This is a genomic window from Nocardia sp. NPDC006982 (assembly GCF_042869435.1).
GTDB lineage: Bacteria > Actinomycetota > Actinomycetes > Mycobacteriales > Mycobacteriaceae > Nocardia.
Window position 1 is genome coordinate 127,388 of sequence record NZ_JBIAFV010000017.1, and the last position, 25,315, is coordinate 152,702.

At 65.4% G+C, this 25,315-nt stretch carries 22 protein-coding genes; 7 read left to right on the forward strand and 15 right to left on the reverse strand.

Going from position 1 to position 25,315, the window contains the following annotated elements:
- Nucleotides 1–194 precede the first annotated feature (194 nt).
- The 5 genes from zomB to glf form a co-directional block, all read right to left on the reverse strand.
- Entirely contained in the window at nt 195–2,138 is a 1,944-nt protein-coding gene (zomB, locus tag ACFYOW_RS40605) for a flagellar motor control protein ZomB (RefSeq protein WP_387295946.1), read from the reverse strand.
- Nucleotides 2,139–2,145: 7 nt separating this feature from the next.
- Nucleotides 2,146–3,078 (reverse strand): decaprenyl-phosphate phosphoribosyltransferase, encoded by a 933-nt coding sequence (locus tag ACFYOW_RS40610; protein WP_387295849.1) that lies wholly within the window; start codon nt 3,076–3,078, stop codon nt 2,146–2,148.
- 1 nt (nt 3,079) lies between these two features.
- Entirely contained in the window at nt 3,080–3,625 is a 546-nt protein-coding gene (locus ACFYOW_RS40615; protein WP_387295948.1) for a phosphatase PAP2 family protein, read from the reverse strand.
- 80 nt (nt 3,626–3,705) lie between these two features.
- A complete protein-coding gene (locus tag ACFYOW_RS40620; protein ID WP_387295851.1) occupies nt 3,706–5,715 on the reverse strand; it encodes a glycosyltransferase in 2,010 nt (669 codons plus the stop codon).
- A gap of 152 nt (nt 5,716–5,867) precedes the next feature.
- Nucleotides 5,868–7,097, reverse strand: coding sequence for a UDP-galactopyranose mutase (gene glf / locus ACFYOW_RS40625; RefSeq protein ID WP_387295853.1), 1,230 nt, complete (start codon nt 7,095–7,097; stop codon nt 5,868–5,870).
- Between the two features lie 201 nt (nt 7,098–7,298).
- On the opposite strand from glf, the gene ACFYOW_RS40630 reads away from it, so the two are divergent.
- Nucleotides 7,299–8,504, forward strand: coding sequence for a hypothetical protein (locus tag ACFYOW_RS40630; RefSeq protein WP_387295855.1), 1,206 nt, complete (start codon nt 7,299–7,301; stop codon nt 8,502–8,504).
- A 7-nt stretch (nt 8,505–8,511) separates the two neighbouring features.
- Here the strand turns inward: ACFYOW_RS40630 and ACFYOW_RS40635 are convergent, their stop codons facing one another.
- Both ACFYOW_RS40635 and ACFYOW_RS40640 read right to left on the reverse strand, forming a co-directional pair.
- Nucleotides 8,512–8,880: an enoyl-CoA hydratase/isomerase family protein gene (locus ACFYOW_RS40635; RefSeq protein WP_387295857.1), complete on the reverse strand. Its 369-nt coding sequence runs from the start codon at nt 8,878–8,880 to the stop codon at nt 8,512–8,514.
- Between the two features lie 102 nt (nt 8,881–8,982).
- The gene (locus ACFYOW_RS40640) at nt 8,983–9,705 is read right to left on the reverse strand and encodes an SDR family NAD(P)-dependent oxidoreductase (protein ID WP_387295859.1); all 723 of its coding nucleotides are present in this window, start codon (nt 9,703–9,705) and stop codon (nt 8,983–8,985) included.
- A 104-nt stretch (nt 9,706–9,809) separates the two neighbouring features.
- Between ACFYOW_RS40640 and ACFYOW_RS40645 the strand changes: the two genes are divergently transcribed.
- Nucleotides 9,810–10,436 carry a TetR/AcrR family transcriptional regulator gene (locus ACFYOW_RS40645; protein WP_387295861.1) on the forward strand — a complete coding sequence of 209 codons (627 nt, stop codon included), beginning with the start codon at nt 9,810–9,812 and terminating at the stop codon, nt 10,434–10,436.
- 168 nt (nt 10,437–10,604) lie between these two features.
- Here the strand turns inward: ACFYOW_RS40645 and ACFYOW_RS40650 are convergent, their stop codons facing one another.
- From ACFYOW_RS40650 to ACFYOW_RS40670, 5 genes are all read right to left on the reverse strand, one after another.
- Nucleotides 10,605–10,913, reverse strand: a complete 309-nt coding sequence (locus tag ACFYOW_RS40650; protein WP_387295863.1) for a hypothetical protein — start codon at nt 10,911–10,913, stop codon at nt 10,605–10,607.
- Nucleotides 10,914–11,108: 195 nt separating this feature from the next.
- Entirely contained in the window at nt 11,109–11,660 is a 552-nt protein-coding gene (locus tag ACFYOW_RS40655) for a hypothetical protein (RefSeq protein WP_387295865.1), read from the reverse strand.
- Between the two features lie 41 nt (nt 11,661–11,701).
- On the reverse strand, nt 11,702–12,181 hold the full coding sequence (locus ACFYOW_RS40660) for a hypothetical protein (protein WP_387295867.1): 480 nt from the start codon (nt 12,179–12,181) through the stop codon (nt 11,702–11,704).
- Nucleotides 12,182–12,291: 110 nt separating this feature from the next.
- Nucleotides 12,292–13,053: a MerR family transcriptional regulator gene (locus tag ACFYOW_RS40665; RefSeq protein ID WP_387295869.1), complete on the reverse strand. Its 762-nt coding sequence runs from the start codon at nt 13,051–13,053 to the stop codon at nt 12,292–12,294.
- Nucleotides 13,054–13,121: 68 nt separating this feature from the next.
- A complete protein-coding gene (locus ACFYOW_RS40670; protein WP_387295871.1) occupies nt 13,122–14,048 on the reverse strand; it encodes an EamA family transporter in 927 nt (308 codons plus the stop codon).
- 70 nt (nt 14,049–14,118) lie between these two features.
- Between ACFYOW_RS40670 and ACFYOW_RS40675 the strand changes: the two genes are divergently transcribed.
- The gene (locus ACFYOW_RS40675) at nt 14,119–14,655 is read left to right on the forward strand and encodes a MarR family winged helix-turn-helix transcriptional regulator (RefSeq protein WP_387295873.1); all 537 of its coding nucleotides are present in this window, start codon (nt 14,119–14,121) and stop codon (nt 14,653–14,655) included.
- 409 nt (nt 14,656–15,064) lie between these two features.
- Here ACFYOW_RS40675 and ACFYOW_RS40680 read toward each other — a convergent pair whose 3' ends face one another.
- Complete coding sequence (locus ACFYOW_RS40680) at nt 15,065–17,017, reverse strand: SpoIID/LytB domain-containing protein (protein ID WP_387295875.1); 1,953 nt, start codon at nt 17,015–17,017, stop codon at nt 15,065–15,067.
- 277 nt (nt 17,018–17,294) lie between these two features.
- Here ACFYOW_RS40680 and ACFYOW_RS40685 point away from each other — a divergent pair, with 277 nt between their 5' ends.
- Nucleotides 17,295–19,616: an N-acetylmuramoyl-L-alanine amidase gene (locus ACFYOW_RS40685; RefSeq protein WP_387295877.1), complete on the forward strand. Its 2,322-nt coding sequence runs from the start codon at nt 17,295–17,297 to the stop codon at nt 19,614–19,616.
- Between the two features lie 9 nt (nt 19,617–19,625).
- Here the strand turns inward: ACFYOW_RS40685 and ACFYOW_RS40690 are convergent, their stop codons facing one another.
- Both ACFYOW_RS40690 and ACFYOW_RS40695 read right to left on the reverse strand, forming a co-directional pair.
- Complete coding sequence (locus tag ACFYOW_RS40690; protein ID WP_387295950.1) at nt 19,626–20,426, reverse strand: HAD family hydrolase; 801 nt, start codon at nt 20,424–20,426, stop codon at nt 19,626–19,628.
- 74 nt (nt 20,427–20,500) lie between these two features.
- Nucleotides 20,501–21,361, reverse strand: a complete 861-nt coding sequence (locus ACFYOW_RS40695; protein ID WP_387295879.1) for a hypothetical protein — start codon at nt 21,359–21,361, stop codon at nt 20,501–20,503.
- A 160-nt stretch (nt 21,362–21,521) separates the two neighbouring features.
- On the opposite strand from ACFYOW_RS40695, the gene ACFYOW_RS40700 reads away from it, so the two are divergent.
- The 3 genes from ACFYOW_RS40700 to ACFYOW_RS40710 are packed head-to-tail and all read left to right on the forward strand — an operon-like array spanning nt 21,522 to nt 25,308.
- The gene (locus ACFYOW_RS40700; protein WP_063039893.1) at nt 21,522–22,499 is read left to right on the forward strand and encodes an ABC transporter permease; all 978 of its coding nucleotides are present in this window, start codon (nt 21,522–21,524) and stop codon (nt 22,497–22,499) included.
- Complete coding sequence (locus ACFYOW_RS40705; RefSeq protein ID WP_387295881.1) at nt 22,496–23,437, forward strand: ABC transporter permease; 942 nt, start codon at nt 22,496–22,498, stop codon at nt 23,435–23,437. The genes ACFYOW_RS40700 and ACFYOW_RS40705 overlap by 4 nt, the downstream gene beginning before the upstream one ends.
- Nucleotides 23,434–25,308: an ABC transporter ATP-binding protein gene (locus ACFYOW_RS40710; RefSeq protein ID WP_387295883.1), complete on the forward strand. Its 1,875-nt coding sequence runs from the start codon at nt 23,434–23,436 to the stop codon at nt 25,306–25,308. The genes ACFYOW_RS40705 and ACFYOW_RS40710 overlap by 4 nt, the downstream gene beginning before the upstream one ends.
- Nucleotides 25,309–25,315 lie beyond the last annotated feature (7 nt).

The window sequence follows — 25,315 nt, forward strand, 5'->3', positions numbered from 1 at the left end:
CTACGTTGACCACTGGATGGGCCCATGTCGAATCGGAAGCCCCAACGGGCGTTCCCACGTACCATATCGCGACATCGATGCGGTGGCGTTATCAAAAAGAGATAAAGCGATATGCGCCACGTTTATTTGCCCTGGTCAGTGGAAGAACTGGGGCCCACAGAGATCCTTGGGCCCCGTGTGACAGGAGTTGCGTCTTACCTTTGCGGTTGAGGATACGGATCCACCAGCCCGCACCGCTCGATCTCGTACTTCGGCACCCGATCGATCCGGTATTTCGCGAAGTGCAGTGCGTGGATCAGGTTGTGCTTGAAGCGACCCCAGGTGAGCGGATCACGGTAGGAGATATTCAGTGCCACCGTGTCCGGGCAGCTCATGGCGATACGCGCCTGGGTGACCCACTTCTCGTCCATGTACCAGGGCATCCACGGATGCCGGTCGACCATGCCGGTATCCACCACGACCCAGTCCGGATACAGGCTCTTGTCGTGGCCGATCCGGCCGTCGGTGAGCCGGTCGGTGTGCGCGGCCAGCGGATAGGCCAGGCCCATCTGGTCGATAACGCGCACGTCCAGCGGGACGTTCATGCTGGTCATACCGAGATTGAGGAAGTAGACGGTATGCCCGGCGCCGCCATCGGGAATCGGCTGCGGCGGGGGCGCGATGTACCAGAACATGAACGACGGCGAGTTGAGCAGCAGACCGCCTTCGGGGGTTTCGGCGATGTTGTTCACCATGGCCCGCACGCGCGGGTAGTCCAGGTAGTCCTCGGCCAGGATCGGATGGTCGTGGCCGGTATTGAGGACGTAGTAGACGCGCTCGTCGACGATGCCGGAGGCACTGATCTTGGTGCCGGTCTTGATGGCCGTGGTGTTGGCCGCGAACAGCGCCCAGCCCGCGGTGCCGAGCAGCGCGAGTGTGATCACCGCGAAGGACCAGTCCTTCGCGGTGACCGCGCGCAGACCGCCTTGGCGGTTGAAGGAGGCAAGTGGCAGCCGGATCGGCACCACGGCGACCGGCAGCAGCAGGCAGAAAAGCTGCGGCAGCAGCATCCGGCCGTGCATGAAGTCACCGCCGACGCGCAGAGCGTAGATCGTTAGGACGATTCCGCTGCCGAGCATGAGCGCGACCACCGCACTCGGTGAGTGCAGCCATTCACGAACCCGGCGCACCGTCCAGCCGCGCTCGTCGGTCGCCTTTCCGGCACGCGCCGAGCGGCCCGCGACCACGCCCAGGACCAGCAGCACCAGCAGCGGCACCCACAGGTAGTACGGACCGACCAGATCCCAGAGGTATTTGAAGCCCTGCCCCCACTTGGCGCCGCCCGCGTCCTTGGCGACCGCGGTATTCGGATAGGGCAAGCCGTAGTAGCCCATCCGCCAGACCTGGTAGCACAGCGGCACCAGTCCGGCGGCGGCAACGATCAAGCCGCGCAACACGATCGGGTGCAGCCGGGACTGCGGCATCGGGGCGAGGAAGATCATCAGCAGCGACAGCGCGCCGACCAGCGTCATCTCCGGACGGATCAGCGGTGCGAGTCCGGCGAGGAAAACCAGCCCGAACAGCGCGGGCAGCTTCACCCGCTCGGTCTGACTCCAGCGCACCAGTTGCCACCACAGCAGGCCCAGCCAGCAGATGACCAGACCGCTCTCCAGACCGGAGGTGGCGTAGTCACGGGCGGGCGGCAGAGCGATATAGACGAATACGCCCGCCGGAAGCAGCAGCGCCGACTTGGTGCCGCCCCACAACCGCGCGGCGCCGAGCATGGCGAAGACGATCGCCAGCATCGACACCGTCAGCGCGACGCCGAGTACGACGTACTCCAGCCTGGCCCTGGTGAGCCAGCTGAAGAACCACACCAGATAGGTCCATGCGGTACTGGTGTTGGTCTCGACGCGCTCGCCCTCGTTGAAGACCGGCCCGTTGCCCGCCAACAGATTCCGCACCGTGCGCAGCACGATGAGGCCGTCGTCGGCGATCCAGCGTCGCTGCCAGGCGCCGACCGAGAATAGTGCGACGGTGAGCGCGATCCCACCGACGAAGGTGGCTCGGGATAGCCTGACGAACCGCAAGGCCGAACGAGCCGGCCCTTCGGCCGGCTCCTCCGTCACTTGTTCTGTTCGCTCCGCTCCCTCTACCAGCAGTTCGTCAGGTGAGATAGACAGCGACACCTACCGCTCCGATCCAGGCGATTGCGAGGAACTGGAGGATGCGATCCCCCAGCGCGATCTCTTCGGGTTCACCGGCCTCGCCGCCATCGACGTCGACCGCGTAACGCAGGATTGCGATGGTAAACGGAATCATCGAGATTGCGAACCAGTTGGTGTGCTTGAGGCTGTCCTGTTGGAACGCCCACAGACCGTAGAACACCACCACCGCGGTCGCGGCGAGAGTCCAGATGAAGCGCAGATATGTCGGTGTGTAGTACTCCAGCGACTTGCGGATCTTGGCGCCGGTGCTCAGCGCGATCTGGAGTTCCGCATAGCGCTTACCGGCGGCCATGAACAGCGAGCCGAACGCCATGATCAGCAGGAACCATTGCGACAGGTCGATATTCGCGGCCGCGCCACCGGCGACCGCGCGCAGCAGGAAGCCGGAGGACACGATGCAGATGTCCAGCACCGCCTGGTGCTTGAGGCCGAAGCAGTAGGCCAGCTGGATGCCGATGTAGACGGTCATCACCACGGCCAGATGCCAGGACGCCAGGAACGATCCGGCGATCGAGCCGACGAGCAGCACCACCGAGAGCAGGTAGGCCAGATTCACCGGGACCACGCCCGCGGCGATCGGGCGGTACCGCTTGGTCGGGTGCGCCCGGTCGGCCTCCACGTCGAGCGCGTCGTTGACCAGGTAGATGCCCGAGGCCGCCATGCAGAAGACCACGAAGGCGATGCCGACATGGCCGAGCACGCTCAGTTCGGTCGCGGTATCCGGACCCGCGGCCAGCGGCGCGGCGAGCACCAGCACGTTCTTGACCCACTGACGCGGGCGGACCGCCTTGAACAGCCCGCCGGCCAGTGTCTTGGGCGGACCCTTGACTACCGCTTCGGCTAGGTCGGTGCTGGTCGGCTCTTCACTCATGTCAACGAACGTCTTTTCTTGTGCGGTCACTATCGAGTCTCTTTTCGGCGGCAAGCACAACAGCGGCGGACGCGGCGCCGAGCGCGGAACCGGCGAGCACGTCGGAGGGATAGTGCACCCCGAGCACAACCCGGGAGAGCAACATCGGTGGGACGAGCACCGCAGGCAAGGGTAGCCCGGTCAGTCTGCCGAGCAACACCGCCGCTGCCGTGGTCGAGGTCGCGTGCGAGGACGGGAAGCTCAGCTTGCTCGGCGTCGAGACGTTGACCTGCACCGATGGATCATTGGGGCGCGGACGCCGGACGATGCGCTTGATGACGATCGATGCCGCGTGCGCGCCGACCGCGCCGACCGCGACCCCGGCCCACTGCCGGCGCCGCGGTTTGTCGACGAGCCAGCCCGCCGCCGCGATGCCGATCCAGCCGAGCGCGTGCTCACCGAAATGCGACATGCCGCGTGCGGCCTTGATCACCTCGGGCTTGGTGCCGATGGTCGCCTGGACCGCGTTGATGATCTTGACCTCGGGCGGCTGCGGCGCCGACGGCACCGCCGATACCGGCCCGCCGTGGCCATTCGCACTCGAGTGCACCGCGGTGTTGTCGTCCGCGGCGGTGGCTTCCAGACTCACTACTGCTCATCCTTCGTATCGATACCGAAGACGTTCTCCCAAGCCGCCGTGCTGGTCAGCGTCGGGTGAGCGGCGCGGTAGCGCTGCTGCATCTCCGGGAAGCGGGCCGCCAACTCCTTGCGCAGCCGCATGGCCTCCTTGAACAGGCCGAGGGCCTGACGCGGATCGCGCTTACGGTAAACCACGCCGCGGCCGTCCGCGGTGGTGACGGTGACACCGTCGATCTGCGAGAGCAGGAACCAACGGGCGTCCAGCGTAGGCACATTCAGCTGCGGACGCTCGTGATGCTCGGCATGTGCCGGGCGGAAGTTGTGCACGACGCCCTTGGCCAGGCGGACCACCTTGGCGATCGGATTCGCCGGTTCACCGACCGCGCCGACGCCAATGTGGCTGGCCAGCGGCAGTTCGGTGGACGAGGGCAGGATGACCGCATCCGGGTACTGCTTGCGCATTTCGTGCACCACGCCGAGGGCGCTCGGCAGCAGTTGGAACAGTCGCTCCGGTCCGGCGAGGAAGTCCTTGATCGCCAGATTCTGGATGGCGACCGTCGAATACTCCAGGCAGAGCAGGTGTTTCAGCGTCGCCTTGACGGTGTTGACGACCATTCCGCGCCCGTTGCCAGGCATGTGCAGCGAGGCGACCACCAGGCGGTTGCGCAGGTGGAAGTACGCCTGCCAGTCGATCGCGTCGTCCTTGTCGCTCCAGGCCATATGCCACACGGCGGCGCCGGGCAGGGTGACGGTGGAGTAGCCGTGATCGCGGGCACGCAGCCCGTATTCGACGTCGTCCCACTTCAGGAACAGTGGCAGTGGCTGACCGATCTCCTCGGCGACCTGGCGCGGGATCACACAGGTCCACCAGCCGTTGAAGTCGACGTCGATGCGCCGATGCAGCAGCTTGGAGTTGTCGCGGTCCTTGAGCGGGTACTTCGAGAAGTCGTGGTCGTATTCGACATTCGGCGCGGAGGTCCACATGAAGATGCCGCGATCCACGACCTCGCCCATGCTGTGCAGGTGTGAGCGCTCCTGCAGGTTGAGCATCTGCCCGCCGACCAGCATGGGCGACTTGGCGAAGCGGGCGAAGGCCAGCGCGCGCAGGATCGAATCGGGTTCGATCTCGATATCGTCGTCCATGTAGACGATGTACTCGGCGTCGGTGGTTTTCAGCGCCTCGTACATGACCCGGCTGTAGCCGCCGGAACCGCCCAGGTTGGGCTGATTGCGGATGGCGAGCCGATCGCCGAGCACCGCGGCGGCTTCGGCGAAGCCGGGCTCGTCGACCACCTTGCGGTTGCCCTGATCGGCGACGATGACCGCGGCGATCTTCTCCAGCACCAGCGGATCCGAGCCCAGCGCGCCAAGGGTTTTCACCAGATCGGTCGGCCGGTTGAAGGTCGGCATGCCGACCGCGATGCTGCCCGCACCGGGCGCCTCGACCGGCGCGTACCAACCGCCCGCGAGCAGCGTGACTGCCGTATCGGTGGTGATGTCGAACCAGATCCAGCCGCCGTCCTCGAACGGGCCCAGATCGGTCTCGAATTCCACATGCACCGATTCAGTGCTTGTGTCGGATTTGCGGCGCTCCCTGGTCCCTCCGTGGTCACGCTCCGCTGCCTCCTCCGGGCCCTGAGCTCGCGCCGCGAGCGCGACCGCGAATTCCTTGCCCTGCACATGGATTCGCGAGCCGTCCGCCTTCGAGCGGTAGACGTCTACGCGTCCGTGTCCGGCGAGTTCCAGCCGCAGCACCACCGACTTCAGGATGCTCCAGCGCCGCCAGTAGCTCGCGGGCAGCGCATTGAAGTAGGTGCAGAACGACACCTCCGACTCCGCGCCCACCGACAGCGAGGTGCGGGTGGTGGCGTGCGCGCGCCGCGCGTTGGTCGGCGACTCCTCCAGGTAGAGGGTGCGCACGTCCAGCGGTTCACCCGGCCGGGGCAGGATGATGCGCTGCAGCAGCGACTTCGCGCGGGTTTCGGTGGTCATATCTTCCAGGATCGATTGGGAGGTCATTCGTCGCTTTCAGCGTCAGTGCGGGACACCCGCACCCGGTCGGCTTCGATGAGCAAGGCTTCGCCAGTGTCGCTCATCTACGCCCCAGTGCCAATGCGGGACACCCGCACCCGGTCGGCTTCGATGAGCAAGGCTTCGCCAGTGTCGCTCATCTACGCCTCCTGGTCCGAAAGAGGTTCGCCCGACTCCAGGTGCGGCCGCAGGACATTGTCGAACATGCTGAGCGCGCTGCCGATCGCCATATGCATATCCAGGTACTGGTAGGTGCCGAGGCGACCACCGAAAAGCACCTTCGCCGCTGCGGTTTCCTTCTTCGCCAGCGCCCGGTACGCGGTGAGCTTGGCGCGGTCCTCCGGTGTGTTGATCGGGTAGTACGGCTCGTCACCGGTCTGCGCGAAGCGGGAGAATTCGCGCATGATCACGGTCTTGTCGTTCGGGTAGCTGTCGCGCTCCGGGTGGAAGTGCCGCGGTTCGATAATGCGGGTGTAGGGCACATCCGAATCGTTGTAGTTCATCACCGAGGTGCCCTGGAAGTCACCGGTATCGAGCACTTCGGTCTCGAAATCGATGGTGCGCCAGCCGAGTTCGCCCTCGCTGTAGTCGAAGTAGCGGTCCACCGGTCCGGTGTAGACGACCGGGGCGTCCGGGTTCTCGGCGCGGATCTGCTCGCGCACGTCGAACCAGTCGGTGTTCAGCCGGACCTCGATGAGCTCGGAGGCGGCCATATTCTCCAGCCACTTCGTGTAGCCCTCTTTGGGCAGACCCTCGTAGGTGTCGTTGAAATAGCGGTTGTCGAAGGTGTAGCGCACCGGCAGGCGGGTGATATTGCCCGCGGGCAGTTCCTTCGGGTCGGTCTGCCACTGCTTGGCGGTGTAGTCGCGCACGAACGCCTCGTAGAGCGGACGGCCGATCAGCGAGATCGCCTTCTCCTCGAGGTTCTGCGCGTCCTTGGTCTCGACCTCCGAGGCCTGTTCGGCGATCAGCTTGCGCGCCTGTTCGGGCGTGAAGTAGCGGCCGAAGAACTGGGAGATCAGACCGAGGCCCATCGGGAACTGATAGGCCTGCCCCTTGTGCATCGCGAAGACCCGATGCTGGTAGCCGGTGAATTCGGTGAACTGGGTCACGTAGTCCCACACCCGCTTGTTCGAGGTGTGGAACAGGTGCGCCCCGTACTTGTGCACCTCGATCCCGGTCTGCGGCTCCGGCTCCGAGTAGGCGTTGCCGCCGAGGTGGTAGCGACGATCGATCACCAGCACCCGTTTACCGAGCAGATTGGCGGCGCGCTCGGCGACGGTCAGCCCGAAGAATCCGGAGCCGACGACGATCAGATCGAACTGAGAGGCGGAGTTTGCGGAGTTACCCGGGGACGATGCGACGGTCACGGGTGCCCAGCGTATCGGAAGTCCGCGCGCGAGCCGGGTGGAGTCGCGACCTGCGTGCATTCGGCGCTGGATGCCATCGGGATTTCGCCTGGTGTTTGCCGAAACGAATACGCCGCCGCCATAGAGCCGCGATTACACACGGACGCGAACTGATCATGTGTCCAGTTCGGCAGTCGCCAGCAGCCCGACCCGGAAGACCTGATGATGCGGAAATTCCATATCCCGTTCCTCGCGCTGTTCGCGGTGTTGGGGGCGGCGGTAGTCGTCCCGTCACCCGCGAACGCGGCGGAGTTCGACTCGCTGGCAGCTACACCTGTTGCGGACACGGTGTGCGTCGGCGGTGCACCGACCTTCGACGACATCGTCACCGCCGCCGCGACCGCGTTGCGCACGGCGGTGCCGGGCGAGCAGGTCGCCGCCTTCGACCGTCAGGTCGCCGATTTCCGCGGCACCATCGCCGCGGTGCGGGTGCATCGGGACGGACTGCCTGTCGCGCCGTCGACGGTGAACGAGCGCACCGAATTCCTCGACGATCCGATCGTCACGTATTTGGTCAACGGCCTGGACGCGGTGCGGACCGGGCGGCTCGACACCACCGTGTCGGTATCCCGGCTGACCGTGAACGATGTGATCGAGGTCTTCATCCTCGCGACTCGGATCGTGAAGATTCCGGCGCAGTTCGCGGCCAGTCTGGTGCCCACGGTCGGATTTTTTCTGAAGCCGATCGTCGGTGCGGTGTTCACCGGTGTGAAGTCGCTGGCGCGCACGGTGCAGGACTTCCTCGCCGCGAATTGCGCAGCGCCGAACGCATATCCGAAGTTGGTACTCGACGAATCCGTCTACACCGAGCACGTCGAATTACCGCAGGCGCTGATCGATCTCGCCGACACCTTGGTGCGCGCGAACGGAACCTGCACTCCCATAGCCGAATTGACCACCCGGACGCTGGTCGAACGCACCAGGGCCTTCCTGGAGCAGGCCGATCTGCCGCTGGATCGAGACGGGCTGAACGCCGGCGCCGAGTCCCTGCAAGGCTTTCTGCGCGACAACCGGGTCGCGAAACTGGCACTGATGCGCCGGACCGAGGAACTGGGACCGATCGTCGACGCGCTCGACTACGGTCCGGTGACCTTCCTGTCCAACCTCGGTTTCGATCTGTACGAGGGTAAGGCGCTCGACACGGTCGCTTTGGCGGATGTGCAGGTGGAGAACGCCTTCGACCTGGCCACACTGACGTTGGATGTGACGAGTCTGCTGCTCACCGTCGCAAATCTGGCGGCGGGCTGGACCGGGATGAGCAACGCTGTACTCACGCCGTTGTCCATCGTGCAGACGGTGGCCTACGCGCCGACTACCTACGGTGCGCCGATTCTGAAGGGCGTCATGCAGTCCATGTGCGCGGTGTAATGCCCGTTCACATCGCCAGCGTCGCCATCCCCACATCTATGCCCATGCGCTGCACCGCCTTCGCCTTCGTACGTATCAGCGCCTCGCGCGGACCGCGTGCGACGTCTCGGGCGAGGCGGCCCGCGGCATCCATCAGCTCCGCCGCGGGCACGACCTCCACGACCAAGCCGATGCGCAGTGCCCCGGCGGCATCGATGCGTCGGCCCGACAGGGTGAGATAGCGCGCGGCCGCACCGCCCACCAGCTTCGGATTCGCGAAATCCTCGGCGACTCGGGCCTTCCCGAGGACCGGGCTCGGGCTCTGGCGATCGTCATCCTGGCTACCTTCGAAGGTGCGCTGATTGTTGAGCCGAACCCCATCGCACCACCCAGCCACTACACGACGGCGCCGATGCCATGGAGCACTGATCAGCGCTCATATCTCGGCCTCGAATCGCGAGTCGTACCGCAGGGCAATCCGGCGGCCGCCACGGTAGAACTACCCCGGAAAGCCGATATCCGACTCGACGACGTCGCGGTCGGTGTACATGCGCCAATAGTGGTCGCCCAGTTCGGCATTGGTCATGCGGAGGATCTCGAGCCCGGCCGGGAACAGTTCCGGCTGCTCGTCCACCAGGCGCTCGGCCTTGCTGTTGCCGATCAGCGCGCCGATATTGAGCAGGCCGACATAGACGCCGGTGCCTTGCAGTTCGATCGCGAGCTGGCGAATGTAGGTGCGCTGCGCGCCGAGTGCGACGCCGAAATTGGACAGATATGGGACCGGATACCTGTCGGAATATCCGGACGAAAACAGCAGTGCCCCTGCCCCGCGCTCGATCATCGCGGGCGCGAGCGCGCGGGTCATCCAGATCGGTGAGTAGACCTTCAATTCCAGCGGGACGCGCAGGTTGGCGGCGTCGACATCGAGGGTGGTCGGGATGCGATTCACCGCATCGCCCGCCGCTCCGTGCATCGCGACATCGATCTGCCCGAACTCGGCCGTGATCTTGTCGACCACGCTGTACAGCTGTTTTTCATCGGTGAGATCGGCCGGGAAGGCCGCGGCCTCGATGCCCTCGGCGGTCAGTTCCGCGACATGTCCGCGGGCCTTATCCGGATTCCGCCCGATGACCGCCACTCGGAATCCTTCCCGGCCGAACCGCCGTCCGGTCCCCATGCCGAGCCCGGGCCCGAAGCCGAATATCGCGATCGTCTTGGTCATACTTCCTCGCTAAGTTGAGCAGTGGTTCAAGTTAGCTTCGACGGTAGCATTAAGTTGAACCCATGCTCAAGATAAATCGAGTACCGGATTTGTAGGATCGGCGAATGCCCGTGGACAAGCCGTTACGCAGCGACGCCCAACGCAACCGGGACGCGCTTGTCAACGCCGCCCGCGAGGTCTTCGAGGAACGCGGCCTGGACGCACCACTCAAGGAAATCGCCGCCCGCGCCGGCGTGGCCATCGGCACGCTCTACAACCGCTTCCCCACCCGCGACGACCTCATCGCCGCCGCCGTCGAGGACCGCATCGAAGCGGGCGGGCGCATCGCCAGGGAGGCGATCGAAATCCAGGACCCCTGGGACGCTTTCGTCTACCTGGTCGAGAAGGTCTGTGAACTCCAGGCCGCCGACCGCCTACTCAGCGACCTCGCCCTACGCGGCGCCCCCAGCCCCGCGATTGCGCGCGCCCAGGAATACGGCCACGGGCTGATGCGTCAAATCGTCACCCGCGCACAGGAATCCGGCGCCCTACGTCCCGACTGGGTCCTGGAAGACATAGCCTTCATCACCTGGTCCCACACCCGCATCATCGAAGCCACCGCCAAAATCGCCCCCCAAGCCTGGCGCCGCCACCTCGCCCTCGTCCTGGACGGCCTCCGAGCCACGGCCGCCCACCCCCTCCCGGTACCCCCCATCACCGAAGATCAACTGATGCAGGCACTCAAAGGCTAGTGACGGATGCGCCCAAGGCATTCCGTCCGGAGTACTTCAGTGCGGCCGAAACAACCTGTGAGCCAAGCTCACTGAGACGGATACGGTGTTTGCCCAGCAGGAGGCTGCGGCGGATACGGGTAGTGCCCTGAATCGGCTGACCGTATGGGTACCGGGCGCGACCCTCGGCTATCCAGTCACGGGTGGAACTGGACCAAGCACAGACGAGGACGGCCAGTGTGACCAGCCCAGGACGAGCCCGGCCGGATTTCCGCCGATGGCGCTGATGGCGGCTCCGATCAGGCTGATCGAGGACATGATGATCAGGATCACCCGGCCTGCCGTACTGCGGCGGAACAGGAGAAACGCGCCGAGCGCCCAGAGAAAGGCGATGCCGCCGAGGCCGATCAAGCCGTAGATATAGCCGGGCACGTCCGGTGCGGACGGACCACTGTGATAGCCGTGCGACTTGTTGCTCGCGTCATTCGCGGCGGACACTCCGAACACCACACCGACAAGGCCGAGGAGGCCGATAATGATCGCGATGACCCCCGCGGTCTTCGCGGCAACACCATATGCTTGCTGCGAATAGCCGTACCCCGGTTGGCCATATGGGTACCCATCGAGATCTCCCTCCCACTTCGATCGCGAAACTGTACCGCGCCGCGCGGGTTTCGTTCGACGCGAGCGCGGTCAGTAGGTCAGCGCGGGGTGGGACGGGCGGGTCGGGCGGGCGGCGGTCCAGCGGGCGGCGTTTTTGTTGGCACACAGGACGAAAATGAGGAGGGGCTGGATGAGGTCTAGAGCGGTGCGGAGCAGGTTTTCCTGGATCAGGGCGGTGATCTGGCCGACCAGGCCGAACAAGGCGGACGACACCCAAAGTGAGTGGTCGTCGGGGGACCACCAGAAGATGCCGAGGCCGAATTCGTAACCGGTGAGCGAAACGGCAAGTCCGACAATGCCGATCGCGATCGACACACCGGACGCGACGATCAGGGTGTAGCGCCCGGTCTCGTCCTGACGCCAGAGTTGGAGACCGCCGACGATCATGACAGCGGCCATCAGCGCCGCCCCGAGCGTGGTGAAGATGACGAGCGAATTGTCGAACCGGCTTCGATTGTCGATGAAATCGACGATCAGCCACGTGCCCCCGACCAGGCTCCGCAACCCATACAGCACCGCAAGCACCGCGCCGATCTGCGCGGCCGCCCCGCTCGGCGGCCGATCCCCACTCCGGTAAAGCATCGTCGACACTCCTCCCCACCTAGTTGTGGACGATTCCGATCCTACGGCCGCCGTACCGGACCCGGTCGAGATGTCGATTCAGCGGCGATCCAGCGGCCGGTCGACGGCACAGCGGCAAGGATGAGCGGAGCCAGCGGTGGAAACATCAGCATGAGTGCGAGCGGCTCACCGGTATCCACCGCTTGGGCAATTGTGAATATCAGGCTGAGCACGGACGCGATGATTACCAGCACCCGTCCGGCGGTGGTGCGAAGGAACAGCAGTGCCGCGGCCGACAACCAGACCAACGCGGCCACACCGCTGCTCGCGACGACGAAGTACAACTCGCCGGATCGATACTCCCGGTCCACCTCCGTGAACGCGAACATACCCGCCGACAAGGTGCCGAATGCCAACAACAATCCGATGATCAGCGATATCGCCGCTGCGGCGATCGCGGTGCCGCTGTTGGGTACCGGCTCGTGACGGCCGAACGCGTGCGGCGGTAGCTGCGGCCCCGGTCCCCCATACGGATAGCCCATCGAAATCCCCTCCTCATTTCGATCGCGAACTCTACCGCGCCGCAACCAGTTCGGCTGCCCGGCGAAATGCGGATAGGGCGTCCGCTGGGTGCGGGCGCCCTACCTTGTTGTTATCGCAGGTTGGCCTCGGCGTACGCCTTCATCGCGTCGCGCACGAATTCGGTTGTGCCGTCGCCGTGTACGTCGTAGTTGGCCGCGAAACGCGGGTCGGCGACGTACATTTCGCCGAGTCCGGTGAAGTACTCGTACGACGGGCGGCGCTGCGAACCGACCCCGATCCAGTCGTAGTGCCGCGCGACGATGGCCTGGACCTCGTCGCTGTCCGGGGCGAGTCCGGCTGCGTGCGCCCGGCCGTAGTCGGCGGCGATATCCAGGTGGGTCTGGAAGTGCGCCTGCTTATCCGCCTCGGTGAGTGAGCGCCACCAGCGGTCGCCGCTTTCATAGGCGGCCTTGCCCCAGCGTTCGATCACCTCATCCTTGTACCGAGTGTGGTCGAAACCGTCGAAAACCTCTGCTGCCATGAGTTGTTCACCTCGTTCCGTCTTGTGCAGCGTGGTGGTGACCGACTCGATCTGGCGCCGGATCCGATCCTGTTCCTGCCGAAGCAGTTCCAGGTGCGCGCGCAGTGCGGCGGCGGTGTCCTGTTCGCCCGCGAGAACTTCGGCGATGACCGGAAGGCCGAGGCCGAGTTCGCGCAGCAGCAGGATGCGTTGCAGCCGAACCAGGGAGCCCTGGTCGTAGTAGCGGTAGCCGTTGGCGCCGATCCGGCTCGGCGGCAGCAGCCCGAGCTGCCCGTAGTGGCGCAGCGTCCGGCTGGTGGTACCGGCTGCCTTGGCCAGATCCTGGATGGACCATTCGGTGCCCGTTCGCATGACCTGTTCTCCCTTCTCTCTCGTCGGTACAACCACTTTGCAAGTTAACGTTACGTCAAGGTCAACCTTTAATGTGCATCCACCGGGACCCGAGGTGTGACCAGGGCAGGTTCGATCCGCGGCTTTGCGGCCGCCTGGCCGAGCAGCGTGCCGCCGAGCGCGATACCGAGTCCGACCACCTGCAGCGGGCTCAACGCTTGACCGAGCGCGATCCACCCGATCACAGCCGCCGATACCGGGCTCAGCAGCCCGAGGAAGGCGACCGAGGTGGCCGGCACCTTCGCGATGCCGCGGAACCAGAGGAAGTACGCCAGCGCGGTGCCGATGACGCCGAGGTACAGGTAGCCGCCGACGGCCCGGCTGTCGAGTACGGGCGGCGCACCCTCGATCAGGAAGGCGAGCGGCGCGATGAACAGGCCGCCCGCGGTGAGCTGCCAGCCGGTGACCGCGAGCGGTCCGACACCATCGGGCCGACCCCAGCGCTGGGTGAGCACCGTGCCCATCGCCATGGACGCCGCACCGGCGAGTCCGGCGATCACACCGACCGTATCGAGTTGCGCATTGGCGCGCAGCACCACGAGCGCGACCCCGAAGACACCGATCAGGCCCGCGATCACCTTGCGCCCGTTGGGCTTTTCGGCGAGCACGACTGTTGCGAAGGCCAGTGCGAACATCGGTGCGACCGCACCCAGAACACCGGCGACACCACCGGGCAGCCGGTACGCGGCGAGGAACAACAGCGGGAAGAACGCGCCGATATTGAGGACACCGAGGGCAGCAGCGCGACCGAGCCAGACCCCGCGCGGCAGCACGCGGGTGATGGCGAGCAGCGCGAGCCCGGCGGGCAGCGCGCGCATCAGCGCGGTGAAGAGCGGACGATCCGGCGGCAGGAATTCGGTGGTCACGGCGTAGGTGGAGCCCCATGCGATCGGGGCCAGTGCGGCGAGCGCCAGGGTGCCGGCGTACGAGTCACGCGCGGCGGTGGTTGTTGTCATGTTGGTCGCTCCTCATTGATAATCTCAACGTTGAAATATCTACTCGTTGGCATACCTCACCGTCAAGTAGATGAATGTTGAGATAATCACTATCGAGAGGAACACCGTGGCCGACGCGATCGATCTGTTCACCGTGCACTGGAACCGGGAAAGGCCGGACGTCGATGTGTCACCGATGGCAGTGATCGGGCGCATCCAGCGGCTTTCCCGCCTGCTGGAACAGGAACTGAAGAAGTTCTTCGCCGGACACGGACTGGAGTTCTGGGAGTTCGACATGCTCGCGACCCTGCGTCGCTCCGGCGGCGCCGACGGGCTCACCGCGGGCGCCCTCAACCAGGTCGCCATGCTCACCTCGGGCGCCATCACCAACCGGATCGACCGCCTCGCAGCCAAGGGCCTCGTCGAGCGCGCACCCTGCCCAGAGGATCGCAGAGCAATCCGCGTCCAACTCACCGCCACCGGCCGCACCCTGATCGACGACCTACTGCCCTTGCACATGGCGAACGAGCAGCGCCTCCTCGCCGCACTCGATAAGCAGGACCGCGGTCACCTCGCCGATCTACTGCGAATCCTGACCGAATCACTGGGCGATACCGCGTCGTCCTGATTCGACGACTGCCCGATTACGCCACCGACAACTACTGCCGCGCAAGCGGATTCGCCAAGACCGACACCGGCGGCGGCAAATGGGCCGCAAGCCGCGGCACCCATGGACCGACGCCAGCGGTCGACACGGCATCCCGCCGGCGCCGATCGTCCGGAGGGGCAGCACTCCTTTGCGAGCCGCACACCCAGTGCACGGTGCGCGCCCGCGAGTGCGAGCGGCGCGGCCGGGCCGGGATGAGGACCTGTGCGGGCAATACGCCACGCGGCACGAGCAGCGGTAATCGGGCGGCAGCCGCAGCCGCCGAGCCGCCGAGCCGCCGAGAGGCCGAGAGGCCGAGAGGCCGAGAGGCCGAGAGGCCGAGAGGCCGAGAGGCCGAGAGGCAAGTGGACCACAAAGGTGCGTAGGGCGACTAGAGCTCTTCGGTCAGCTCCGATTCCTCACTTGTCGGCGCGGCCGAGGGGATCGCGGGACCGCGTGGGGGTGGCGGAGTTGGGGTTGATGCGGTGGTCGGTGCGACGGTGGTTCCGGGCGGGACCGAGACCTCGGGCGCGATGGCGGCGCCCGGTACTGCGGAAAGTCCCGGCGACCCGGCATTTTCGGGCGCGAGCGCGCCCCCGGGCGGCACGCTTTCGGGCGAGGCATTCGAACCATCCCACAACGCGCTCTCGGGAAATATGTTGCCGCTGGGCGGCACGCTTTCAGGCGCACCATTCGCAGCACTCGGCAATGCGTTCCCGGGCAATACATTGCCGCCGGGCAGCACGCGCCCGGGTGCGACATTGCCGGGCACGGCGTTCGCGCCGCCGGGCACTGCGCTTTCAGGTGAGCTCTTCACACCGGGCGCACGTCCGGGCGGCGCGCTTCCAGGCACGCCATTCGCAACACCGGGCACCGCGCTTTCAGGTGAGCTCTTCACACCGGGCGCACGTCCGGGCGGCGCGCTTCCAGGCACGCCATTCGCAACACCGGGCACCGCGCTTTCAGGTGAGCTCTTCACACCGGGCGCACGTCCGGGCGGCGCGCTTTCAGGCACGCCATTCGCAGCACCGGGCACCGCGGTCTCGGGTGTGCCATTCGCGCCGGGTGGTACGGCGCGCTCGTTGCTGCCAGGCGGCGCCGAGCCCCCCGGCTTGCCCTCGTGCGTATCCGGTACCAACTGCATCAGCGTCTTGAAGTCGACGACCTGGGCGCCGAGCGTCGGTGTCTCGATGATGACGCCGTTGGTGAAAAGCCGGTAGGTACCGGCGTTTTGGGGTAGCGCCATTTCCGGGCCGAGCGGCCGGCCGACCGCGCTGTTCGCGCCGCCGATCCGGCGGTATTCGGCATCGATCGGGGATTCGGCGACGAGGGTCTGCTTGCGGGGATCGACAGGATTACCCGCACCGACCACCGGGGTGCCGAGCTCGGCGGGCGTCGGTCCGACATCGAAGGCGTAGATATCGGCCGGTTCCCCACCGTCGGGTGCGGAGGAGTACTCCGAACGCAGGATTCGGCCGTCCCGCAAAAGCACCGTTCCCGCGGTCGATGCGATGGCGGCGGCCGCGCGCGGATCCTCCTTGGCAGTGCCGGGATACTCCTGGCAGTCGGTGATATCGCAAGTCTGCGCGTATAGGTGGCGGTGCTCCGCCAGCGCATACGAACGTGCCGCGATCGCTTGTGCGCGAAGGGCTTCCGTCGCTCCCTTGTCGACCCAGTTGGCCTGTACCTCCGCCGGGACGACACCGAGCAGATAGTCCTCGACGTCGACGCGGTTCACCGTGCGCGCCTCACCGTTTTCCATGGCAACGCCGAGTGAGCCGCGATATGCCGAACCACCACACAGCGTCAGATGTTCGGCGGCCGGACGGTTGGGCCGCGGGTTGAGCGGATAGATCCACGGGTCGGCGGTCGCCCGCTGCCACAGCACCGCACCGTCACAGCCCATCGTGACAACCACATTCGCGCCGCCGTCGGGCAGCGCGGTGAGATGCGCGACCTGGCCGCGCGGCAGCATTTGGCCCGCGACTCGCAATCCGGCGTCGGCATAGACGTCCAGCGTCGAATCGTCTTGGGCGAACAGCCGCACCCCGACGGTGGTCGCCGAGATTTTGCTGAGCGCCGCGCCCGGGTAGTAGTGATCGAGGATGCGTTCGGCTGTCCAGCCTTCCAGGGCGCTGTCGAACGCGCCGACCTGACTCATACCGCGCCCATGGCCCGGTCCCGCCAACGGCCGGACAAGGGCGTCGGTCGGCCAGACCCAGAACGCGAGTAGTGTGCCGGCCAGCACGGCCGCACCACCGGTGACCAGAACTGGACGGATGGAAATCGGAGTTCCCGATATCCGCCGCCCACCAATTCGTCCGCGTGGCGCACTCGTTTTCATCCGCAATTTTCGCTCCCCCCGCGTCGTGTCATTCCGGTGCCGTTTACTTCGCATCCGTTCACTCCCACGGTTTTCCAGGACCTGATCGGTTCGATACCTGTCGGCATGTCGTTCCATCCGGCCGCAAATCGAGAGCTACATTCAAGCAATCACACAATCCTCAACTAAAGGTTTAGACATGTGACAGTTGTGAACTAGTGTGGTCGTTGATGCATCAGGAAGCAACCCTGACATTCATGCAGATAATCGCTCCGGTTCGACCTGATTGGAGATGCTCGTGCCGTACCGCAAACCGAAACGTTCCTACGTGCTCCCGGTTGTCACCACACTTGCGGTAGCGGCTCCGCTCGCGACGTTCACGCTGAGCGATTCGTCCGATTACCGCGCGACAACTGGTAGCGAGCTCGCCGCAATCCCCGCGCAATTAGCCGAGGTGGTTCTCACCACGGCGCCCGACATCACCCTTCCGCTGCGCGAACTCACCGGTCTCGACCTGCCTGATCTGCATCTTTCGGATCTACGCATGCTGCCGATTCCAGAATCCATTCCGGTTCCCCAGGGTTTGCCACTGCCGCCCGGTGTCGAGCTACCGACGGAAATTCCCCTACCCAATCTCAACCCCGAACACACCACACCAGGCCAAACGGTTCCCGGCCAATCGCTACCCGGCCAAACACTGCCTGGCCAAACGGTTCCAGGCCAGAGCACCCCCGCCCAGTCGCTCCCCGGCCAAACAGTTCCAGGCCAGAGCACCCCCGGCCAATCGCTCCCCGGCCAAACTACGCATGGTCAATCGGCACCCGGCCAGACCATCCCGGGTCAATCGACTCCCGCCGAAACCATCCCAGGTCAGACCCTCGCCCCAGCTCAGGGCACAACCCCGGGTCAACCCACCCAAGCCCGTTCCCCAGCCGCCGCCTTCATCGCCGATCCCGCCCAGCTCGAGCCCGAAGTCACCCCCGACACACCGGCACTGTCACCCGGCGCCGTCCCGCCGGAACTCCTCAGCCAGGTGGGTGCGCAGGTCAAGGAGCTCAGCCGCGATACCCCGTTCAGCGTTGTCGCACTGACCGCGCAAGATCTGGCGAATACCAAGACGTTGGTCCGGGCACGGCAGTCCGATGGCGGTTGGGGTCCCTGGTACGACGCCGAGGCGGTCGACACCCGTCGCAACGATCGGGCGACGGGCGGCACCACCGGCACCGAACCGATCTACGTCGGCAATACCAAGTCCGTGCAGATCCTGGTGACCCGCAAGCCTGCCGTGGCGACCGTGCCGCGTCCTCCGGTCGCGGGTGACGCGGAGGGCGCCGTGCCAGTGCTGCCCACCCCGGCCGCCGGACGTTCCGATGATCCGGCCCAGACCGACGCCGCACTGACGGCCGTGCTGATCGATCCGGGCCGCGGCGCGATCGATGGCGCACTCAAAAATGTCGCCGCGGCGCTTCCCGGTGGCGGACCCAATGTCATCACCCGATCCCAGTGGGGCGCGGACGAATCCATCCGCTGCGAGGAACCCACCTACGACGACCAGCTCGGCGGCCTCACCGTGCACCACACCGCGGGTCGCAACGACTACACCCCGGCCGAATCGGCGGGCATCGTCCGCGCGATCTACACGTATCACGCAAAGACGTTGGGCTGGTGCGATATCGGCTACAACGCACTGGTGGACAAATACGGCCAGATCTTCGAGGGCCGCTTCGGCGGACTGGATCGCCCGGTGCAGGGCGCGCACGCGGGTGGGTTCAACGAGAACACTTCGGGCGTCGCACTGATGGGCAACTACGAATCCGCAGAACCCTCGGAAGAGGCGATCAATGCGATCGGCCGGTTCATCGGGTGGCGGTCCAAGATCGCGGGCCTGGATCCCAAGGGCTACACCACGATGTATTCCGAGGGCACCGAATTCACCTCGTATGCGCAGGGTGAGGCGGTTCGGCTGCCGGTGGTGTTCGCGCATCGCGATGTCGGCAACACCAGTTGCCCCGGTGACTCCGCCTACGCCGATATGGACCGCATTCGGGATATCGCAGCGGGCATTTCGGCACCGTCCGGCACCTCTACCAAGCCGCAACGGCAGGCACAGGCGCCGCCAACCCAGCAACCGCAGATGCAGACCACCCCGCAGAGCGATATCGCCACGCTGGCCGCACTCACGGCCAAGCTGCTCGGCATGGTGAATCAGAATGCGATCGCCAGGCACTGGGCCGATAAGGGCGGTCCGGACGGTCCGCTCGGCAAGCCGGTGTCGGAGCCGCTGCCCGCCGCGCAGGGGCAGCAGTACGCGAAGTTCGTCAACGGGTACGTCTATACCGGACCGAACGGTCAGGTGTTCGAGGTGATGGGCGCGATCCTGGATCGCTTCCTCGCCCTCGGCGGGGATGCCGGGCTGCTCGGGCTGCCGATGAGCAACGGCTACGCGGCGCCGAACGGGCTGCGAACCGACTTCCAGTACGGCTCACTGATTCTCAACCAGCTGACCGGCATCATCACCACCGTCTGGAAGACCTATAACGACACCTACCAGCAGCAGGTCAACCGCAACCCGGTCGGCCAGGTCGTCGCGCCGGGCCCCGATCCGGTCCCGGCCAGCTGACCCGGGCGTTCACACCCACCAGCGCTCGAGCACTTGCGCCACACCATCTTCGGAGTTCGCCGCCGTGATCTCGTCCGCGGCGGCGAGCGCCTCCGGATGCGCATTGGCCATCGCGACGCCGTGGCCGACCATCGACAGCATCGGAACATCGTTGGGCATATCGCCGAATGCGATGATCGCCGAATGTTCGACACCGAGGCGTTGGGCGACGCTGGTCAGGCCGGACGCCTTGGTGACGCCGGTTGCCGAGAGTTCGATCAGGCCGTGGTCGGTCGAATAGGTGATATCGGCGCGGTCGCCGATCAGCGGTGCGAGAACCGCGCGCATATCGGCACTGGGGGTGCCGCGTAGTCGGACCAGCATTTTGATCGCAGGCGCATCGATGACCTCGGCGCGCGAAACCTCGGTGTCATCCGGATTCAGCCAGGCGTGTTCGTATTCCGGTGAGCTGACGAATTGCGGCGTCACCGCGTCGTGTGCACTGGCGCCGACGCGTTCGGCGGCCAGACCGCAGCCGGGCAGTGCGCGTTCGGCCAGGTCGGCGATCCAGGCCAGGGTGTCCACGTCCAGGGTCCGGCTGGCGAGCACGCGGTCCGCGGCGCTGTCGTAGATCACCGCACCATTGCCACAGACGCAGAGCGGCGCATAACCCAGTCCGTCGACCACCGGATCGATCCAGCGCGGCGGCCGTCCGGTGGCGAGTACGAACGGCACCCCATCGGTGATCAGGGCAGCCACCGCCGCCTTGGTTCGCGCGGTGACCCGCTCGTCGTGATCGATGAGGGTGCCGTCCACATCGGTAGCAACCATCTTCGGCTTGGGCAGGTGCAGGCGAGTCACCTATTCCATCCTGCCGGAAGACCATCTCGGCGAGGTCGCGGCTATCACTGTGACGGCGGTCGCCGCCACGGGGAGTCCTCGGCGTTCATCGCCGGGTCGGACTGCCGTTTCGCCAGATCCGGTGGCGGAGAATCCGGTGCTGCCTGCGGATTCGCTCCCCATTGGGGCTGCGCGCCCGCCTGATCGGTACCTGCTTGCGGATACGGGGGAACATCGGCTGACGGACCGTATTGCGGATAAGGCGACGGTGGATAGGGCGTCGGACCGGACGGATACCTGGCCGCTGGTACAGCGGGTCCGGACGGATACCCAGCTGGTCGCACGGCAGGTCCGGACGGATACCCACCGGTTGGAGCGCCAGGTCCATACGGATACATGGCCACGGGCGGCGCGGCTACCGGGTTGTGGTTGAGCCAGCGCGTTGTCGGGGGCACCAGGGCGAGCACCGCGGTCGTGATCGGGAAGATCAACCCGAACAGACCACCGATGCCGCCGCCGATCTCCGCCGCGCTCCCGCCCGAGGTGGTGTAGTGCAGGGTTACCGCGTACTCCGTGATCCCCGCGATCACCACCACCGCGCATCCGGCGACGACGAACACCCGACCGAGCGGGCGCCTGGTGAACATCATGATCGCGCCGATACCGAGCAGGAACGCCGTCACCACCGCGATCGAACCAGCCACCAGCAAGTAGGTCTTGATCCAGCTCTGCGCGAACAGGCCGGTCGAGTCGTACTCCGAGAGATCACGGGCCAGGTCGGTGAGCCCGAGCACGATATTGAAACCGCCGCCGAGTAATTGGCCCACACTGCCGATACTCGCCAGCACCCCAGCCGTGATCGCGGTGCCGCCACCGGGTGCGGGTGCCGGGACCGATGGATATGGCTCATATTGCGGATAACCCATGCAGTCCCCCTTTGAGCACCGGAAAAGCCTGGAAACACCGGTCTCGACAGAATAGAGGACATGCCGATCTCACGCGTGTCACGCACGCTCGCACGCACGTCCTTATGATCAGGGACTAATACTCGATGCTGGCCCGACCAGCCGTAGGACCAGAGGACTGATGACCGGCTTCCTGCTACGACGCGCGTTCAATTATGTCGTGCTGTTGCTGCTGGCCTCGTTCCTGACGTTCAGTCTGGCGTCGCTGACGTTCACGCCGCTGGACAGTCTCGAACAGCGCAATCCACGTCCGCCGCAGGCGGTGATCGATGCCAAGGCCGAACAGCTGCATCTCAACGAGCCGATCCCACAGCGCTATATCAGCTGGCTGAAGGGCATCCCGCAGGGTGACTTCGGCCAGACGCTGGCCGGGCAGCCGGTCAGTGAGGAACTGCCGCGCCGGGTGCTGGTGAGTCTGCGGCTGCTGATCATCGGTTCGATCGTCGGTACAGTGCTCGGGGTTTTGATCGGTGCGGCCGGGGCGATCCGGCAATACAAATTCAGTGATTACTTCACCACGGTCGTGTCCCTGCTGGTGCTGAGCACGCCGGTGTTCCTGCTCGCCACCTTGCTGAAATACGGTGCGCTGGAAGTGAATACGCTCACCGGATCGCAGATCTTCCTGTATACCGGCGAGACCTCGGCGAACAAGATCAACGGCTTCTTCCCGCAATTGCTCGACCGCCTCCAGCATCTGGTGCTGCCGACGGCCGGTCTGGCCCTCGGCGCGATGGCCGGTTACAGTCGCTACCAGCGCAATGCCATGCTCGACGTGCTGCAGAGCGATTTCATCCGTACCGCCCGAGCCAAAGGTCTGACCCGCAACAAGGCGCTCTACAAGCACGGCCTGCGGACCGCGTTGATCCCGATGGCGACGCTGTTCGCCTACAGCCTCGGCGGTTTGATCACCGGCGCGACCTTCACCGAGAAGATCTTCGGCTGGCACGGCGTCGGGGAATGGCTGGTCAATTCGATCAATGCCCAGGACCTCTACGTTGTCGTCACGGTGACGGCATTCGCCGGTCTTGTCGTACTGGTATCGGGTCTGCTCTCCGATGTCGTGTACGCGATTCTCGACCCCAGGGTGCGTGTGGGATGACAGAAGCCGAAATCATTGTCCAGGGCGCGCCGGAAGTCGCGGCTGCCTCGGGTCGGCGCAGGCTCGTGCTGCGGCGGTTCCTGCGCAATAAGGCCGCCGTCGCAGGCGTGATCGTGCTGCTGATCCTCGTGTTGGTCGCCTATGTGCTGCCGTACTTCTGGACCTGGGATTATCAGGAACTCGACGGCACCGCGCTGCGTAAGCCGCCCTCTCCCGAGCATCCCTTCGGCACCGACGCCATCGGCCACGACGTACTCGCCCAAACCCTGCGCGGTATGCAGAAATCGCTGATCATCGGCTTCTGCGTCGCCATCATCAGCACCACCATCGCGGCGCTGACCGGTTCGATCGCCGGCCTCATCGGCGGTTTCACCGATAAGGCCATCATGTGGCTGGTCGACCTGCTGCTGGTGGTGCCGAGTTTCATCATCGTCGCGCTGTTCGCGCCGAAGACGAAGGGCAGCGGGTCCATCCTGCTGTTGATCCTGCTGCTCAGTGTCTTCGGCTGGATGATCAGCGCGCGCATCGTGCGCGGCCTGACCATGAGTCTGCGTGAACGCGAATTCGTCAAGGCCGCACGATATATGGGCGCGCCGACCAGGACGGTGATCCTGAGTCATATCCTGCCGAATATCGCCTCGATCCTGATCATCGACACCACACTGTCGGTAGGCGCGTCGATCATGGCCGAAACCGGTTTGAGCTTCCTCGGATTCGGTGTGCAGTCGCCGGATGTCTCACTCGGCACGCTCATCGCCTCGGGCACCGCATCGGCGCTCACTTTCCCCTGGCTGTTCATGTTCGCCGGTGGACTGCTGATCGTCATCGTGCTCTCGGCGAATCTGGTCGGTGACGGCTTGCGGGACGCGTTCGATCCCAGTGCCAAACGGGCTCGCTCGCGCAAGAAGGCTGGGTCGGAAGAGAAGGTAGCGGCGTGACGGGCCCAGCGGACAAGGTCTCCACCGAAAAGAACTCGACCGCACCGCTGTTGGAGGTCTCCGACCTGCGGGTCTCCTTCCCCAGCGAAGAGGGCCGCATCGACGCGGTGCGCGGGGTGAACTACACCGTCTCCGACGGCGAAGTGCTCGCCATCGTCGGCGAATCCGGATCCGGCAAGTCGGTCTCCTCGCTCGCGGTGATCGGATTGCTGCCGGAGCAAGCGCGGATCAACGGCTCCATCCGGCTGCGCGGCCGCGAGTTGCTCGGGCTCGGCGATCGCCAATTGTCCAAGCTGCGTGGACGTTCCATCAGCATGGTGTTCCAGGACCCGCTCTCGGCACTGACACCGGTGTATCGAATCGGCGATCAGGTCGCCGAAGCCCTACTCGCACATACGGATATGACCGGTCGAGTGGCCTCGGCACGGGCCGTCGAGCTGCTGGATCTGGTCGGCATTCCGGAACCGGCATTGCGCGCCAAGGCATTTCCGCACGAGTTCTCCGGCGGTATGCGTCAGCGTGTGGTCATCGCCATGGCCATTGCCAATGATCCCGCGCTGATCATCTGCGATGAGCCGACCACCGCACTCGATGTGACGGTGCAGAAGCAGATCCTGAATCTGCTGCGCAAGGCGCGCGATATCACCGGCGCCGGTGTCATCATGATCACCCACGATATGGGCATCGCGGCCACGCTCGCCGATCGGGTCGCGGTGATGTACGCCGGGAAGATCGTCGAAACCGCACCGGCGGCAGAGCTTTTCGCCACACCGCGGATGCCGTATACGGTCGGCCTGCTCGGCTCGATACCGCGCATGGACGGTCCGGCCCGCAGCCCGCTGATCCCGATCGTCGGTGCACCGCCGGCCATGCACGCGCTGCCGCCGGGTTGCTCGTTCGCACCCCGCTGCCCCATCGCTATCGATGACTGCCGTGCGGCCGAACCGCCGTTGGAGAAGACCGGCCCCGGTCATTCGGCCGCCTGCATCCGCACCGCGGAAGTCACCTCCGCCGATCTGTTCGAGGCCTACCGCCAGGAGATTTCGGAGCCATCCGCCGAAGCCGATACCGATGAGCGTGTGGTGCTGCGGGTTTCGGATCTCGTGAAGACCTATCCGATCACCTCGGGCGTGGTGTTCAAGCGCCGTAAGGGCGAGGTCCGCGCCGTCGACGGCATCAGCTTCGAGGTGCGCGCCGGGCGCACATTGGCGCTGGTCGGTGAGTCCGGATCCGGAAAATCCACCACACTCACCCAGATTCTCGACCTGGTGAAGCCGCAAGAGGGCACCATCGAGATCATGGGCAGCGATACCGCGACCCTGACCAAGGCGCGCAGGCGGGAGATCCGCCGGAAGATGCAGATCGTCTTCCAAGATCCGACGGCCGCTCTGGATCCGCGGCTGCCGATCTTCGACGTGCTCGCCGAACCGATGCGCATCGATGGCAGGCCCCGCACCGAAATCGCCAAGCGGGTACCGCAATTGCTCGAGCAGGTCGGTCTGCGGCCCGAACACGCCGACCGCTATCCCGCCGATTTCTCCGGCGGCCAGAAGCAACGCATCAGCATTGCCCGTGCCCTGGCCCTGGATCCGGAGATTCTCGTGCTGGACGAGCCGGTGTCGTCACTGGATGTGTCGATCCAGGCGGGTGTGCTGAATCTGCTGCGCAACCTGCAGACCGAACACGGTCTGTCGTATCTGTTCGTCTCCCACGATCTTTCGGTGGTCCGCAATCTGGCCCACGATATCGCGGTGATGTATCGCGGGAAGATCGTCGAGGCCGGACCCGCCGAACAGATCTTCGACCGTCCCGGCAACGAATACACCCGGGCGTTGATCGATGCGGTCCCGGTGCCGGTCGTCAGCCGATAGAGGGAGA

Coding starts and splice junctions, on each gene's coding strand:
- ACFYOW_RS40610 (WP_387295849.1), bottom strand. CDS start 3,078: ATGAGTGAAGAGCCGACCAGCACCGACCTAGCCGAAGCGGTAGTCAAG.
- ACFYOW_RS40620 (WP_387295851.1), bottom strand. CDS start 5,715: ATGACCTCCCAATCGATCCTGGAAGATATGACCACCGAAACCCGCGCG.
- ACFYOW_RS40630 (WP_387295855.1), top strand. CDS start 7,299: ATGATGCGGAAATTCCATATCCCGTTCCTCGCGCTGTTCGCGGTGTTG.
- ACFYOW_RS40640 (WP_387295859.1), bottom strand. CDS start 9,705: ATGACCAAGACGATCGCGATATTCGGCTTCGGGCCCGGGCTCGGCATG.
- ACFYOW_RS40645 (WP_387295861.1), top strand. CDS start 9,810: ATGCCCGTGGACAAGCCGTTACGCAGCGACGCCCAACGCAACCGGGAC.
- ACFYOW_RS40655 (WP_387295865.1), bottom strand. CDS start 11,660: ATGCTTTACCGGAGTGGGGATCGGCCGCCGAGCGGGGCGGCCGCGCAG.
- ACFYOW_RS40660 (WP_387295867.1), bottom strand. CDS start 12,181: ATGGGCTATCCGTATGGGGGACCGGGGCCGCAGCTACCGCCGCACGCG.
- ACFYOW_RS40665 (WP_387295869.1), bottom strand. CDS start 13,053: ATGCGAACGGGCACCGAATGGTCCATCCAGGATCTGGCCAAGGCAGCC.
- ACFYOW_RS40670 (WP_387295871.1), bottom strand. CDS start 14,048: ATGACAACAACCACCGCCGCGCGTGACTCGTACGCCGGCACCCTGGCG.
- ACFYOW_RS40675 (WP_387295873.1), top strand. CDS start 14,119: ATGAATGTTGAGATAATCACTATCGAGAGGAACACCGTGGCCGACGCG.
- ACFYOW_RS40680 (WP_387295875.1), bottom strand. CDS start 17,017: ATGAAAACGAGTGCGCCACGCGGACGAATTGGTGGGCGGCGGATATCG.
- ACFYOW_RS40690 (WP_387295950.1), bottom strand. CDS start 20,426: ATGGTTGCTACCGATGTGGACGGCACCCTCATCGATCACGACGAGCGG.
- ACFYOW_RS40695 (WP_387295879.1), bottom strand. CDS start 21,361: ATGGGTTATCCGCAATATGAGCCATATCCATCGGTCCCGGCACCCGCA.
- ACFYOW_RS40700 (WP_063039893.1), top strand. CDS start 21,522: ATGACCGGCTTCCTGCTACGACGCGCGTTCAATTATGTCGTGCTGTTG.
- ACFYOW_RS40705 (WP_387295881.1), top strand. CDS start 22,496: ATGACAGAAGCCGAAATCATTGTCCAGGGCGCGCCGGAAGTCGCGGCT.